General features: G+C 69.3%; 12 protein-coding genes. 6 read left to right on the top strand and 6 right to left on the bottom strand.

From position 1 onward, the window contains the following. Nucleotides 1-45: 45 nt before the first annotated feature. Nucleotides 46-1,515, bottom strand: a complete 1,470-nt coding sequence (locus N802_RS13350; protein ID WP_035917069.1) for a cytochrome ubiquinol oxidase subunit I — start codon at nt 1,513-1,515, stop codon at nt 46-48. A gap of 198 nt (nt 1,516-1,713) precedes the next feature. On the opposite strand from N802_RS13350, the gene N802_RS13345 reads away from it, so the two are divergent. Further along, nucleotides 1,714-2,211, top strand: a complete 498-nt coding sequence (locus N802_RS13345) for a hypothetical protein (protein WP_035917066.1) — start codon at nt 1,714-1,716, stop codon at nt 2,209-2,211. 87 nt (nt 2,212-2,298) lie between these two features. On the opposite strand, the gene N802_RS19540 is transcribed toward N802_RS13345, so the two are convergent. Together N802_RS19540 and N802_RS13335 are read right to left on the bottom strand one after the other, a co-directional pair. Next, the gene (locus tag N802_RS19540; protein ID WP_052109937.1) at nt 2,299-3,984 is read right to left on the bottom strand and encodes a substrate-binding and VWA domain-containing protein; all 1,686 of its coding nucleotides are present in this window, start codon (nt 3,982-3,984) and stop codon (nt 2,299-2,301) included. A gap of 60 nt (nt 3,985-4,044) precedes the next feature. After that, a complete protein-coding gene (locus N802_RS13335; protein ID WP_035917063.1) occupies nt 4,045-4,431 on the bottom strand; it encodes a phage holin family protein in 387 nt (128 codons plus the stop codon). Nucleotides 4,432-4,528: 97 nt separating this feature from the next. On the opposite strand from N802_RS13335, the gene hisC reads away from it, so the two are divergent. Next, the gene (hisC, locus tag N802_RS13330) at nt 4,529-5,629 is read left to right on the top strand and encodes a histidinol-phosphate transaminase (protein ID WP_035917231.1); all 1,101 of its coding nucleotides are present in this window, start codon (nt 4,529-4,531) and stop codon (nt 5,627-5,629) included. On the opposite strand, the gene N802_RS13325 is transcribed toward hisC, so the two are convergent. Next, a complete protein-coding gene (locus N802_RS13325) occupies nt 5,539-6,546 on the bottom strand; it encodes an EamA family transporter (RefSeq protein ID WP_035917062.1) in 1,008 nt (335 codons plus the stop codon). The genes hisC and N802_RS13325 overlap by 91 nt on opposite strands. 71 nt (nt 6,547-6,617) lie before the next feature. Between N802_RS13325 and N802_RS13320 the strand changes: the two genes are divergently transcribed. Both N802_RS13320 and N802_RS13315 read left to right on the top strand, forming a co-directional pair. After that, the gene (locus N802_RS13320; protein ID WP_035917061.1) at nt 6,618-7,514 is read left to right on the top strand and encodes a LysR family transcriptional regulator; all 897 of its coding nucleotides are present in this window, start codon (nt 6,618-6,620) and stop codon (nt 7,512-7,514) included. A 195-nt stretch (nt 7,515-7,709) separates the two neighbouring features. Next, the gene (locus N802_RS13315; RefSeq protein ID WP_052109936.1) at nt 7,710-10,736 is read left to right on the top strand and encodes a S8 family serine peptidase; all 3,027 of its coding nucleotides are present in this window, start codon (nt 7,710-7,712) and stop codon (nt 10,734-10,736) included. A 97-nt stretch (nt 10,737-10,833) separates the two neighbouring features. On the opposite strand, the gene N802_RS13310 is transcribed toward N802_RS13315, so the two are convergent. Together N802_RS13310 and N802_RS13305 are read right to left on the bottom strand one after the other, a co-directional pair. Beyond that, entirely contained in the window at nt 10,834-11,067 is a 234-nt protein-coding gene (locus N802_RS13310; protein ID WP_035917058.1) for a hypothetical protein, read from the bottom strand. Next, nucleotides 11,064-11,723 carry a hypothetical protein gene (locus tag N802_RS13305; protein ID WP_156971403.1) on the bottom strand — a complete coding sequence of 220 codons (660 nt, stop codon included), beginning with the start codon at nt 11,721-11,723 and terminating at the stop codon, nt 11,064-11,066. The genes N802_RS13310 and N802_RS13305 overlap by 4 nt, the downstream gene beginning before the upstream one ends. A gap of 231 nt (nt 11,724-11,954) precedes the next feature. Between N802_RS13305 and pdhA the strand changes: the two genes are divergently transcribed. Together pdhA and N802_RS13295 are read left to right on the top strand one after the other, a co-directional pair. Then, nucleotides 11,955-13,166: a pyruvate dehydrogenase (acetyl-transferring) E1 component subunit alpha gene (gene pdhA / locus N802_RS13300; protein ID WP_425402484.1), complete on the top strand. Its 1,212-nt coding sequence runs from the start codon at nt 11,955-11,957 to the stop codon at nt 13,164-13,166. Beyond that, complete coding sequence (locus N802_RS13295; protein WP_035917056.1) at nt 13,163-14,149, top strand: alpha-ketoacid dehydrogenase subunit beta; 987 nt, start codon at nt 13,163-13,165, stop codon at nt 14,147-14,149. Before pdhA ends, N802_RS13295 begins: the two co-directional genes overlap by 4 nt. Nucleotides 14,150-14,159 lie beyond the last annotated feature (10 nt).

The raw sequence follows: 14,159 nt of genomic DNA, 5'->3' as shown, positions 1-14,159 counted from the left end.
GCGCCTCTCTTGCAGCGGTTTCGAAGGTCAGGTGGAAGTCAGGAATCAGTAGGAGAACTGGAGCGGGGTGTCGGCGGCCTCCGACACCTGCTCCGGTTCGTGGAAGGGCTCGGCGCCCTGGGCGACGTAGCGGAGGAAGAGACGTACCTCGACAACGGCGAGCACGGCATACAGAAGGGTGAAGACGGACATCGAGATGAGGACTTCGGTCGCCGACACGGAGGGTGAGACGCCGAAGGCCGTCGTCATGAGTCCGTTGACGACCCACGGCTGGCGACCGGTCTCGGTGAAGATCCAGCCGAAGCTGTTGCCCGCCAGGGGGAGGAGTGGCGCCGCGATCGCTGCCCAGAGCCACCAGCGCGAGACTGGGGGCCGGGTCGACCCCCGGGTCACCCAGAGCAGGAACGCCGACAGGGCCATGGAGGCGAACCCGACGCCCATCATGAGCCGGAAGGTCCAGTAGGCGAGGGGGACGTTGGGGGTGTAGTCGGCGTCGGCGCTGATCCGGGCGACGTCGGCTCCGTAGGTGCGCTCGATCTCGGCGATCATCTCGGCGTTCCGGGCCTTGATCGGATTGATCCCCTCGACCACGCCGTTCGGGTCGCCCGTAGCCATGAAGGCCAGCACCTTGGGCACCTTGATGGCGAAGACCTCTTCGGTGCCGTCGAGGGAGCCGATCGTCAGGATCGAGAAGGCGGCCCCGGCTTCGTTCTCGTAGAGCGCCTCGGCCGCCGCCATCTTCATCGGCTGGACCTCGGTCATGATCTTGCCCTGGATGTCACCGCTGGCGACGACGCCGAGGCTGGACACGAGGGTGAGCACGGCGCCGATGCGCGTCGCCTTGCGATAGAGCGGCACGTCGTCGGCGTCGGGTGCGCCCGGGGCTGCTGCGCGTCGCCACAGCCACAGACCGACGCCCATGACGACGGCGCCGCCGACCATGTAGGCCGAGGTGATGACGTGGGGGAAGGCGACGAGCTGCACCTTGTTGGTGAGGATGGCGCCGAAGTCGGCCATCTCGGCGCGACCGCTGTCGGGGTTGTAGCGGAAGCCGACCGGGTTCTGCATGAACGAGTTCGCCGCGAGGATGAAGTAGGCCGAGAGCAGGGTGCCGACGTGGACCACCCACATCGTTGCCGCGTGCAGCTTCTCCGGGATCCGGCCCCAGCCGAAGATCCACAGCCCGAGGAACGTCGACTCGACGAAGAACGCGAGGAGCGCCTCCAGTGCCAGTGGCGCCCCGAAGATGTCGCCGACGAATCGCGAGTAGTCCGACCAGTTCATCCCGAACTGGAACTCCTGGACGATGCCGGTCACGAGCCCGAGGGCGAAGTTGATCGTGAAGAGCTTGCCGAAGAACTTGGCCAGGCGCAGCCACTCCGGGCGCCTCGTCCGCACCCAAGCCGTGTGCATCGCCGCCACGACGAGCGACAGGCCGATCGTGATCGGCACGAAGAGGAAGTGGTAGACGGTGGTGATGGCGAACTGCCACCTGGCGAGGTCGACGGGCTCCATGGCGCTCCTGGGGTCGTTCCCTGATTTCGGGCCCCAGCGCTGCTGGGACTGCTGCCGACCTCGCTCCCGCGCTGCCGTCGTTCTACTACTCTCGATAGTAGTACGACGATGTGTAGTAGTCGAACGTCGCCCCGGGAACGACGGTCGCGGGGTGCCGACGTGTCGGGACACCGCTCGGGGCCGTAGCGTGGCGCCCCTATGACCCACGACGAGGCACCACCGCAGCGCGATGCACCGCGCCACTCGACCGGCATCAGCCCCACGCGCACGTGGATGCTGCTGGCCGCGTCGGGGCTGTGCCTTGTCCTGGCGGGTGCTCTCGCGCTGGGGAGTGCGAGCGACGACGCCCAGGGCGCGACGCGCGGAGGCGGGGGAGCCGGTTCTCCCAGTGCGGTGATCCCTGACCTGTCATCGGTCGAGGAGGCTGAGTCGCCGTCCCCGTCGAGCACGATCGGCACGTCACCATCGGTGAGTGCCACGTCCACCGGAGAACGCACGAACGCGACGACCGGCGGGACGAAGCAGACGGTGGCGTCGGCCCCGGCAACCACGACGCCGACGACCACGGCCACGGCCAGCCCCATCGCCACGACGGCGACACCGAGCGAATCGCCCACGGCGACCCCACGGTCACAGACGAAGGGAAAGCCGTCTGTCCCGCCGGGGAAGAACCGCCCCACGAAGTCGCCCAAGTAGCCCTGCGCGCAGCTGGCGCCCTCCCGGGTCCGGAGACAAGAAACCGGCGGTGGAGACCTCGTCCCCACCGCCGGTTTCTCTCGTCCCTTAGGGAGCCTGAGCGGGCTCCCGGGCGAGGAGCGCCTGGACGAACACCGTCAACAGGTCGTCCGACGTGTTCGCCGTGTAGCTCGACCCGCCCGTGGCCTGGGAGATCTGGCTCAGGGCCTTCGTGTCGGCCTCGCCCATGCCGATGGTGACGATCCGCACCGGCTTGGTGGGGTCGTGACCCTTCTTGAGCTGCGCGAGCAGCTGCTCGAGGTTGAGACCGCCACCCGGGTCGTCGTTCTTGCCGTCGGTGATGATGACGACCGAGTTGAAGTACTCGGGGTCGTAGGTCCGCGTCATCTCCGCGTAGGCATCTGCGGTGGTGTCGTAGAGGCCGGTGTCGCCGCCGAGGTAGGTCTGGAACTTCTTCAGCGCCGCCACGATGCTGTCGCGGTGGGTGCCGGCACCCGAGGGTTCGTCGAGACGGGCGATGGGGGTGAGCGGGGCGTGGTCCTTGCCCTTGCCGCCCTTGTCGGTGGAGAAGATCCAGCCACCGACCTGGCTGCCGTCGGGGAGGCGCTGCACCGCGGTGATCATCGACTCCTCGGCCACCTTGGCGCGGGTCTTGCCGCCGGTGTCAGGCGCGATGTTGGTCATCGAGCCGGAGACGTCGAGGATCGCGAGCATCCTCGCGTCGGCCTTGAGGACGTCCCACTCGCGCAGCGACTCGAGCCGTTCGGCCGCGGGCTTGGGCTTGAGAGCGGTGAAGCTGGCAGCCTCGACGTCTCCGATGGTCGGCCCACCGGTGTTCTCCCCGTCCCGGAAGCCGGCCTTGGTGAAGGCTTCGACGGCGGCGGGGGAGGTCAGGGCACGGAACCCGGCATTCGCCGCGTCCTTGTGGGCGGCGGAGAGGTCGGGCGCCGGCACCCAGGGGTAGTCCAGCGAGTGCGTCCCGTCCTTGGGCAGCATGGGGCTCAGGACGCCCGGGGAGGTCTTCGCGTAGTTCGCGAGGGCCTGCTCGCTGATCGGGAACGGCTCGCTGCGAGTCGTGTTGGACTTCGCCGGGTCGGAGGCCCCCAGGAGCAGGTCGGCAGTGCTCGTCGCGGCGAACCGGGAGAGCAGGATGATCCGCTGGCCACTGGCGACGTCCTTGGTGCGTGTGCCCTCGCGGGAGGCGAGGAATGCGAGGCGGCTCGCGGAGTCGAGGTGCGGGTTGGCGAGGTGGATGGCGCCGCTCTTGTTGATGAGCTCGTTCCACGAGGTGAACTCGCCCGAGAACTTGTCGGGGCTCTGGAGTGGGTTCGCCAACACCACCGGGGAGTGGGCCAGCGACCCGGACGACACCCAGTCGGCCTTGACCGCGGAGCCGGCACTGCCGGCGGTCGTCTGGTCGAGCCACACGGTCGAGTCGGCGATCCACACGTCGGGCGCCTTGCCCTGGCGGATCCGGCTCGCCACGCTCGAGGACCGGGTGCCGGTCACCTCGTAGCGGTGGCAGCCGTTCTCCTTGGTCGCCGTCGCGAGCTGCGTCTTGACGAGGTCGGCGATCTCGGGCGACGCCTCGACACGCAGGGGTGCTGCGCTGCAGCCCTCCCCGGAGCCGCCCGCGAACGGTCCTTCCTCACCGGAGCCGGTGCCCTTGCCAATGGCGTAGGCACCGCCGGCGACGACGATGGCGCCCGTGACGAGCGCGGCGATGATCGCCTTCTGGCTCGGCGAGCTGTTTTCTGCTTGGTGACGACCCATGGATTTAAACGCTGCTGTTCTTGTTCAGGGGAAAGGCAGGGGCAGGGAGGCGGTGACGAATCAGTCGTCGCCGTCGGGCAGGACGACGCTCAACAGCCACGAGACGAGCGTGATGATCACCGCACCGAAGATGGCGTCCCACCAGAACTCGTCGATCGTGAACGCCAGACCCAGGGGGTCGGCGATCCACTCCGTGATCTGGAGCATGAAGGCGTTCACGACGAAAGTGAACAGTCCGAGCGTGAGCACGACGGCCGGGAAGGACAGCACCTTGGCGATCGGCCGGATGACTGCGTTGACCAGGCCGAAGACCAGCGCCACGAGCACGATCGTCACGACCTTGCTCGTCCACGCGTCGTCGTCGCCGAAGCTGATTCCGTCGATCAAGCCAGCCGCCGCCCAGAGGGCGACGGCGTTGATGAGGACGCGGATCAGGAAGTTCTGCATGCGCCCATGGTCCCATGACCACAGGGACGGTTGGGACGCGAGACCCTGTGATGTGGTGTCGGTCTCCCTTGTCGGACGTGCCTCTACAGTGGCCGCCATGACCGACGTCACGCCCTCGACCCCCTCGTCCCGCGTCCGACTCAGGGGTGCCCTCGACGCCGTTCCTGCCTACGTGGCAGGGAAGCCCGCGGCCGCGCAGGCGGGCGTGACGGCATACAAGATCTCTTCCAACGAGAACCCGTATCCGCCGCTCCCGTCGGTGCTGGACGTCGTGCGCGAGCAGGCCGGGCAGATGAACCGCTACCCCGACATGGGTGTCGCGGCCCTCACGGCCAAGCTTGCGGAGCGGCTCGGCGTCCCGGCCGCCCGCATCGCGACCGGCCCGGGCAGTGTCGGCGTCCTCGGCCAGATCATCACGGCGTTCTGCGACCCCGGCGACGAGGTGATCTTCGCGTGGCGCAGCTTCGAGGCCTACCCGATCCTCGTGGCCCTCGCGGGCGCGACCGCCGTCCAGGTGCCGCTGACGAGTGAGGCGCGGCACGACCTCGACGCCATGGCCGAGGCCATCACCGAGCGCACCAAGGTCATCCTCGTCTGCACCCCCAACAACCCCACCGGCCCGAGCGTGCGCGCCGAGGAGCTCGAGGCGTTCCTCGATCGCGTGCCCGACGACGTGATGGTCGTCCTCGACGAGGCCTACCTCGAGTTCGTCACGAGCGAGGAGGCGCCCGACGCCCTCGCGATCCACCGTGACCGCCCCAACGTCGCCGTCCTGCGCACCTTCTCCAAGGCCTACGGGTTGGCCGGGCTCCGGGTCGGCTACGCCGTGGCGCACGAACCCGTCGCCGAGGCCCTGCGCAAGACGGCCATCCCGTTCGGCGTGAACTCGCTGGCCCAGGCGGCGGCCATCGCGTCGCTCGAGGCCTTCGACGAACTCGACATCCGAGTCAAGGAACTCGTCGCCGAGCGGTCGCGGGTCGTGGCGGCGCTCGAGAAGCAGGGCTGGGAGATCCCCGACACCGACGCCAACTTCGTGTGGTTCGGCGTCGGTGAGCGGACGGCGGAGTTCGCGGCGGCCTGCCAGGCAGCCGGCCTGACGGTCCGTCCCTATGGCACCGACGGCGCGCGCGCGACCATCGCCGAGCGCGAAGCCAACGACCGGCTGCTCGAGGTCGCCGAGGCGTTCACGCGCTCCTGATCCGTGACGTCCGCGGATGTGGTCGCCATCGCGACCCTTCCCGCGGACGACGGTGTATGCCGTCCGCTCGCCGTGAGCAGAACGCCCACCACGACGACGGCGCACCCGAGCCATTCCACGAGCGTGGGCCGCTCGCCGAGCGCCAGCCAGGCTGCGGTCAAGCCGGTGACGGGGACGAGCATCGAGAAGGGCGCAACCGTCCCCGCGGGGTGGCGGGCCATGAGCCAGGACCAGATGCCGCTGCCGATGACCGTCGCGATGAGGGCGGTGTAGGCGAGACCGGCCAGGGCCAGCACGCCGGTGCCGGTGCCCACCGTCGCCCAGGAGTCGGCGATCCGGCTCGGCCCTTCGACGAGGAGGCTCAGGGCGAGCATCGGCACCGGAGGGACGACGCTCATCCACATCGTGAGGCGGAGCGGCTGGGTGGTCTGCGCCCGCCGTGCGGCGAGGTTGCCGAACGCCCAGCCGAGGCCGCCGAGGACGGTGAGGACGAACGGCCAGGCTGCCGACACGTCGCCGCGCTGGGAGCCGACGATGGCGAGGCCGAGCATGGCGACGAGGACGCCGAGGCCACGTCGTCCTGACAGGTGCTCCCCGAGGAGGGCTCCGAGCACCACGGTGAACGGCGCGGAACTCTGGAGGACGAGCGAGGCGAGGCCCACTGGCATGCCGGTCGCCATGCCCCAGTAGAGGAAGACGAACTGGAGGGTGCCGAACCCCAGCCCGTAGCCCACGATCCAGCGCCACGGCACGTCGGGTCTCGGCACGAAGAGGATGGCCACGAGGGCCAGCGGGATCCAGCGTAGGGCCACGGAGAAGAAGGGTGGGAAGTGCTCGAGCGTGGCGTGGATGGCGATGAAGTTCGCGCCCCAGAGCACGGCGACGAGGATGGCGAGCAGGCGGTGACGAGTGGGCACCCCGCCAGCCTGACGGCATACATTCATTCGGTCTACTGAATGTTTGTGGACAAACTCCTTAGGATGCCTGCATGGACGTGCGACACCTGACGCTGCTGAGGGAGCTCGCCGACCGCGGCAGCGTCACCGCCGTGGCAGCCGCGACGCACCGGACCGGCTCGGCTGTCTCACAACAACTGCGCACGGCTGAGCGAGAGATGGGGGTCGCTCTCGTCGAGCCGGTCGGCCGCGGACTGCGACTCACCGACGCGGGACGCCTCCTTGCCGGCGCTGCCGCGGACGTCGAGACGGCGATCGCGCGGGTCGAGGCCCGACTGGACGAGTTCCGCGGACGTCCCAGCGGCCACGTGCGGATCGCCGCGCTCACCAGTGCCGCCGAGTTCCTCGTCCCCGATGCCCTGATGACCCTCAACGCGGAGGGCATCGTGCTCGAGCTCGCGGACACCGACGTCTCGGAGGCGGACTATGCCGCACTGGCGGCCGACCACGACATCGTCATCGGCCACAGCCTGCTCAGCAGCGTCCCCCATGGCGCGGAAGGCCTGGCTCGCACCGTGCTCGCCCGCGAGCCGGTCGACGTGTGCCTTCCAGTCGGGCACGTCCTCGCGGCCAAGGGCGAACTCGCTCCGGCCGACATTGCTGACGAGGTCTGGATCGGAGTTCCCGTGGGCTACCCGTTCGCCACCGTCCTCGACGAGGTCGAGCGGGTGACGGGTCGGCCCGTCCGGGTCACGCAACGCGTCCGCGACAACCGGGTCGTCGAGGCGCTCGTGGCTGCAGGGGTGGGTTTGGCACTCCTGCCGCGGTTCACGACTCGGCCCGGGGACGGAGTGGTTCTCCGTCCGCTGACGGGGGTCAACGTGCGCCGGTGGATCGTGGCGATGTCGCGGCGCGATCGGGCCGAACGAGCCGTCGTGCAGCGCACGATTGCTGCACTCGAGGCAGTCGGTCGCGCGGCCTACGCCTAGAGCCCGCGCCCTAACGCACAGAATTCTTTGCTTTTCTTTGCCGAACCTCTGGCGGGTTGCCCCTCGGGACGCCAGACTGTCGTCACCCGTGCGCGCCCGCTATGGGGTGACGCGCGCGCACGTCGACGTGCGCGCGGTGGAACCCGAGAGGGGAAATGCATGTCGCAACTCCAGTCCCGGGGAAGGAAAATCGCCGTGGCGGCCACCGGAGCCGTCGCCGCAGCGATCCTTCCCCTGGCAAGTCTGGCGCCCACGGCCCAAGCCGCAGCAGGTGCCCGTGCCGCCGGCGACAAGGTGGCGCAGCCGGCCGCCAAGCCCATCGAGAAGTCGAAGACGGGCAGCTACATCGTGCTCATGGAGGCTGACCCGCTGGCGCGGTCGGTCAAGCAGCAGGACCTCAACAAGGCGCCCGCGAACACGAAGCGCAAGGCGCTGAAGGCCACGCACGACCGGGCCCTCAAGGGTGCCCGCATCTCCACGAAGGCGCGCACCACCGACTTCAGCAACACCCTCAACGGCTTCGCCGTGCGGACCGACCTCAAGGGCGCCGAGCGTCTTGCCAAGCAGGCCGGAGTCGCCGCCGTCATGCCCGACGAGATGCGTCAGCCGCAGGCCATCGCCGCCGACGTCGCGAGGGGAAAGGCGAACCCCAGGGCCCTCAACGCCCTCAATGACTACCTCGGCCTCTCCGGCAAGCGGAAGGCCTACGCCTCCGGACTCAAGGGCGACGGCGTTCTCGTCGGCGTCATCGACACCGGCATCTGGCCCGAGCAGCCCATGCTCGCCGACGACGGGACCTTCCCCGCGAAGCCGACCTTCGACGAGACCGAGCGCTCCTCGTGCGACTTCGGCAACACGGCGCACAAGGCCGATGATGCACCGTTCACGTGCAACAACAAGCTCGTCGGTGCGCGCCAGTTCCTCGACACCTACAAGGCGAACACGGGGCTCACTGCCGACGAGTTCGACTCCGCCCGCGACGAGAGTGGCCACGGCACGCACACGGCCACGACGGCGGCCGGCAACGCGAACGTGCAGTCCGAGATCTTCGGGGTCAAGAAGGACGTCGTCTCGGGCATCGCACCGCGGGCGCAGGTCATCGCCTACAAGGCGCTCGGAGACCAGGGCGGCTACACCTCCGACCTCTCGGCGGCGATCGACCAGGCCGTCGCCGATGGCGTCGACGTCATCAACTACTCGATCGGCGGCGGCGCCCGCGTCGTGTCGGCCGACACCATCGCCTTCCTCATCGCGGCGAACGTCGGCGTGTTCTCCGCGGTGTCGGCGGGCAACAGCGGCCCCGGTCCGAAGACGGTCGGCGGCCCCTCCAACGTTCCGTGGGTGACCTCGGTCGGAGCGACGACGTTCCCCCGCAACTACGCAGGCTCGATCCGCCTGGCCAACGGCAAGGTGTTCAAGGGCACGTCGGTCACCAAGGGCACGGGCGTCGTTCCCGTCATCGACGGAGCGCGCGCGGGCCTGGCCGGCAAGGCCAACCCCGGCTTCTGCGTCGAGGGATCCCTCGACCCGGCCAAGGTCAAGGGCAAGATCGTCCTCTGTGAGCGCGGCTTCAACGGCCGTGTCGCCAAGAGCAGTGAGGTCCTGCGTGCCGGCGGCGCCGGCATGGTCCTCTTCAACGCGGTCGACGTGGACACGATGTTCTCGGACACCTTCTTCGTCCCCACCGTGATGATGGACAAGACGCCCGGCGAGGAGATCCGCGCCTGGGTGAACTCGCAGGCGTCCCCCACCGCCCAGCTCAAGAACGACGGGATCAACACCCTGGGGCACTACAGCCCCACCGTGACCTACTTCTCGAGCCGCGGTGAGACCGTCCCCAACGGCGACATCATCAAGCCCGACATCAGCGCCCCCGGCGCCCAGATCATGGCCGGCAACACGCCTTCCCCCGTCCCCGGCAGCCAGCCGGCCGGGCAGCTGTGGCAGGCCATCGCGGGAACGTCGATGTCGAGCCCGGTCGTCGCCGGAATGTACGCACTGCTCAAGCAGGCCAACCCCGACTGGTCCGCGGCTGCGGCGAAGTCGGCCCTCATGACGAGCGCGTCCCAGGTCGCTCGCAGCAACGACCGCGTCTCCCCCGCCACGCCGTTCGACACGGGCTCGGGCTTCGCCGACCTCGGTCGGCCAGCCAACAGGGGCACGGCGTTCCAGCCGGGGCTGGTCTATGACGCGCGCTTCGACGACTACCGCGGCTTCCTCTGCGCCGAGGCCCCTGAGGCCTACAGCGACCCGGACACCATGTGTGCCGACCTCGAGGCGGCGGGCTACCCGACGACTGCGGCGAACCTCAACTACGCGTCGATCGGCATGGAGGCCGTCCCCGGTGTCCAGACGGTCAAGCGCAAGGTGACCAACGTCAGCGACAGCACGATCAGGGTCACGGCGAACGTCCAGGCTCCGAGCGGCTACTCGGTGTCGGTCAGCCCGTCCACGCTCGCGGTCCCGCCACGTGGGGGGACCGCGTCCTTCGAGGTCACGGTCCGCAACACCGGTGCCGCGGTCGGCGAGTGGAAGTTCGGCTCGCTCACGTGGATCGGCTCTGGCTACGAGGTGCGCAGCCCGATCGCCGTCAAGGGCGCCGCCATCGCGGCCCCGGCGTCGGTCACCGGCACGGGCACGTCCGGCACGGCGACCGTCCCCGTGACGGTCGGTCAGCCCGGTCAGTACACCGCGACGGCGCACGGTCTCGTGGGCACCACCCACAACAACGTGACCATCGCGCAGGACCCCGACCAGACGTACCCCAGCCCCGATGACGGTGCGGGCGTCGTGCAGGTGCCGTTCAGCCTGAGCGGTGTCGACCACGCGCGATGGAAGCTCCAGGTCCCCGGAGACGTCGACCTCGACCTCTACCTCCGCGGTCCGCACGGGCAGATCATCGCGGCGTCGACCAACGGTGCGACCGACGAGCAGATCGACCTCGACCGTCCCGCGAACGGCAACTACACGATGGTCGTCCACGGGTGGGCGGTCGGCTCCACGCCGATGGACGTCGACCTGCAGTCGTGGCTCGTCCCGACCACGACGGGCGGCAGCCTGTCGGTCACCTCGGGCAGCCCGACCACGGCGACGCCGGGCACCAAGGTCGACGTCGGCCTGGGCTGGTCCGGCCTCGCGGCCGGCGACACCTACCTCGGCACGGTCTCCCACGCGATCGGCGGCACCCGTGTCGCTTCGACCGCGGTGGAGGTCACCAGCTGACGCCGGGTTCCAGCACGACGAGAGAGGCTCCCATCGCACGCGCGGTGGGGGCCTCTCCCTTGCCCGCGACTCGACGTCTGCAGCGGCCAGGGCGCGCTCAGTCGAGTTCGAGGACCTCGGTCACGACGAAGACCGGGCCCTGCATGCAGTGACTGAGCATCTCGGGGTCGAGCCGACCGCGGACCATGATCCGACCGGACCGCCCGGCGAGATCGGCGCTGGCCCGTCCTGCGAGCGTGAACGTCGCGCCGGCATCCGTGACCACGACGAGGCAGCCGCCCTCGACCCCCTCGACGAGGTGACCGGTCAGTTGAGTCTCTCCCTGGTTCATGACGCCGGGGAGACGCTCTGGACGTCGATGATCGGCCCCTGCATGCAGTGAGACATGACGTTCTGGGCCTTCGAGCCGCGCACCGTGACCCGGGTGCCGTTCGCCGCCGAGACGGTGCCCATGAGGACGAAGGTGCCGGCATCCGTCGTGAGGATTCGGCAGTTGGCCTCGACGCCATCGGCCAGCGTGCCGGTGAGCGAGACCTCGTCGGCGTCCGAGGTCGTGGTCGGCGTCGCGATCGTCGCTGTCGCCGCCGACACCACGAAGGGCAGCCCCTGCGGGCAGGCCGGATCCATCGCGTCCATCGCGACACCTTCGATCGTGTATGCCGTCCCGCTGGCGATGCCCTTCGTCTCGCCGACGAGGACCCACTGATGGGCCTCGCTGTCCTTGAAGACCGTGCAGCCGCCGTCCGAGGAGGTCACCCGACCCGTCATCGTCGTGGGCCGGGCGCGCCCGTCGGAGGGCATCGTGCCCCCGGCCGGTGACGACGGCGACTCGGTCGACGTGGCCGAGGGTGCGGCGGACTGGGACCAGGTGTGGGTCGCTTCGGCAGGCTGTCCGGCGCCGGAGCCACACGATGACAGGACGGCGACAGCGGCAAGGGCGCTCACGGCATACGGGATCGGTCGGTTTCGTCTCTGGAGCCGTCGCATGGTCATGAACCTACGACGCCACCACGGCCTCCACGGTTCCGTGACGGGTGCGTTTGGGAGGGAGCGGCACCCTCGCGGTACGTTTGGGCGAGCAGGCTTGGTGACCGCACTCACACCCCGGGTGCGGCCCCCAGACACCGCCGTCCGGGCCGCGCGCGCACGAGCGTGTGGAGCCGGCGGCCCGAGCCGGGCGTCCGCCACGAACGGATGTCCCAGGGAACAGGAGTGCCCGTGAGCGACACCGATGTCGCTGCAACCCCGCCCATCGGCGGAATGGACCACCACATCTCGGTGGATCCGGCAGCTGGAACCGAGCCCCGCGCGGCTGCCGATGGCGGCCCCGACATGGTGCAACTCATCACCCCCGAGGGACAGCGCGTCCCCCACGCCGAGTACGACGAGATCATCGGCTCGCTGAGCCACGACGACCTGCGCGGCCTCTACCGCGACCTCGTGCTCATCCGTCGCGTCGACCAGGAGGCCACGGCGCTCCAGCGTCAGGGCGAGCTGGGCCTGTGGGCCTCGCTCCTCGGCCAGGAGGCCGCCCAGATCGGCTGCGGTCGCGCGATGCGCACGCAGGACCACGCCTTCCCCGGCTACCGCGAGCACGGCATCGCCTGGACCCGCGGCGTCGACCCGATGCGCCTCATCGCGATGTATCGCGGCGTCGACAAGGGCGCCTGGGACCCGGCCGAGTTCGGCTTCCACCCCTACACGATCGTCATCGGCAACCAGAGCCTCCTCGGCACCGGCTACGCCATGGGCATCCAGCGTGACGGTGCGGTCGGCACGGGCGACGACGAACGCGACGCCGCCGTCATCGCCTGCATGGGCGACGGTGCGACGGCGCAGGGCGACAACAACGAGGCGTTCGTCTTCGCCGGCGTCTACAACAGCCCCGTCGTCTTCTTCTGCCAGAACAACCAGTGGGCCATCTCCGAGCCCAACGCCCGCCAGACCCGCGCCCCGATCTACAAGCGCGCCGACGGCTTCGGCTTCCCGGGCATTCGCGTCGACGGCAACGACGTTCTTGCGGTGTATGCCGTGACGACCGCGATGCTCGACCGTGCCCGTTCCGGTGAGGGCCCGTCCCTCATCGAGGCCTACACCTACCGGATGGCCGCCCACACCACGTCGGACGACCCGACGAAGTACCGCGTCTCCGCCGAGGTCGAGGTCTGGAAGCTGCGCGACCCCATCGCCCGCTACAAGCGCTGGCTCGCCTCCGAGGGGATCGGTGACGCCGAGTTCTTCGACGCCGTCGAGGCCGAGGCCGAGGAACTCGGGGCGCACGTGCGCCAAGCGACCCTCGACATGGCCGACCCGGACGTGGGCGACATCTTCGACCAGGTCTATGTCGAGCCGCACCGCCAGGTCGAGGACGACAAGGCGACGTTCACGGCATACAACGACTCGTTCGAGACGGAAGGGGCTCAGGCGTGAGCGCGACAAAAACCACCATCGCCAAGGCCCTCAACGCCGGGCTGCGCAAGGCCATGGAGGACAACCCCAAGGTCATCCTCCAGGGCGAGGACATCGGCAAGCTCGGCGGCGTCTTCCGCATCACCGAGCACCTCCAGAAGGACTTCGGCGAGGACCGGGTCATCGACACCCCGCTCGCCGAGTCCGGGATCATGGGCACCGGCATCGGGCTCGCGCTGCGCGGCTACCGCCCGGTCGTCGAGATCCAGTTCGACGGGTTCGTCTATCCCGCGTTCGACCAGATCGTCTCGCAGCTGTCCAAGCTGCACTCGCGCTCGCGGGGTGCCATCAAGGTGCCCGTCGTCGTGCGCATTCCCATGGGTGGCGGCATCGGCGCGGTCGAGCACCACAGTGAGTCCAACGAGGCCTACTTCGCGCACACGCTCGGCCTCAAGGTCGTGTTCTGCTCGAACCCCGAGGACGCCTACTGGATGATCCAGCAGGCCATCGAGTGCGACGACCCGGTGATCTTCTATGAGCCCAAGCGGCGCTACCACGAGAAGGGTGAGGTCGACTTCGACGCACCCGAGGCGCCGCGCGACCTGTTCTCGGCGCACACGGTGCGGGAGGGGACCGACCTGACGCTCGTGGCCTGGGGCCCGATGGTCAAGGTCTGCCTCGACGCCGCTGCCGTGGCGGCCGAGGAGGGCCGCTCGCTCGAGGTCATCGACCTGCGTTCGGTGAGCCCGATCGACATCGACGCCATCACCCAGTCGGTCGAGAAGACCGGCCGGCTCGTCGTCGCGCAGGAAGCGCCGTCGTTCGTGTCGGTCGGCTCCGAGATCGCGGCCATGGTGACGGAGCGCTGCTTCTATTCGCTCGAGTCGCCGGTCATCCGGGTCGCGGGCTGGAACACGCCCTACCCGGCGAGCAAGCTCGAGGAGCACTACCTGCCCGACCTCGACCGCGTGCTCGACGGCGTCGACCGCGCGCTCGCCCACTGACGATCACGGA

This window comes from Knoellia sinensis KCTC 19936, from assembly GCF_000768705.1.
Classification (GTDB): Bacteria; Actinomycetota; Actinomycetes; order Actinomycetales; family Dermatophilaceae; genus Knoellia; species Knoellia sinensis.
Note: the sequence above shows the minus strand (reverse complement) of the source record. Positions and strands in the feature narration are given on the sequence as shown.

Coding starts and splice junctions, on each gene's coding strand:
- hisC (WP_035917231.1), top strand. CDS start 4,529: ATGACCGACGTCACGCCCTCGACCCCCTCGTCCCGCGTCCGACTCAGG.
- N802_RS19540 (WP_052109937.1), bottom strand. CDS start 3,984: ATGGGTCGTCACCAAGCAGAAAACAGCTCGCCGAGCCAGAAGGCGATC.
- N802_RS13305 (WP_156971403.1), bottom strand. CDS start 11,723: ATGCGACGGCTCCAGAGACGAAACCGACCGATCCCGTATGCCGTGAGC.
- N802_RS13350 (WP_035917069.1), bottom strand. CDS start 1,515: ATGGAGCCCGTCGACCTCGCCAGGTGGCAGTTCGCCATCACCACCGTC.
- N802_RS13335 (WP_035917063.1), bottom strand. CDS start 4,431: ATGCAGAACTTCCTGATCCGCGTCCTCATCAACGCCGTCGCCCTCTGG.
- N802_RS13345 (WP_035917066.1), top strand. CDS start 1,714: ATGACCCACGACGAGGCACCACCGCAGCGCGATGCACCGCGCCACTCG.
- N802_RS13320 (WP_035917061.1), top strand. CDS start 6,618: ATGGACGTGCGACACCTGACGCTGCTGAGGGAGCTCGCCGACCGCGGC.
- N802_RS13310 (WP_035917058.1), bottom strand. CDS start 11,067: ATGAACCAGGGAGAGACTCAACTGACCGGTCACCTCGTCGAGGGGGTC.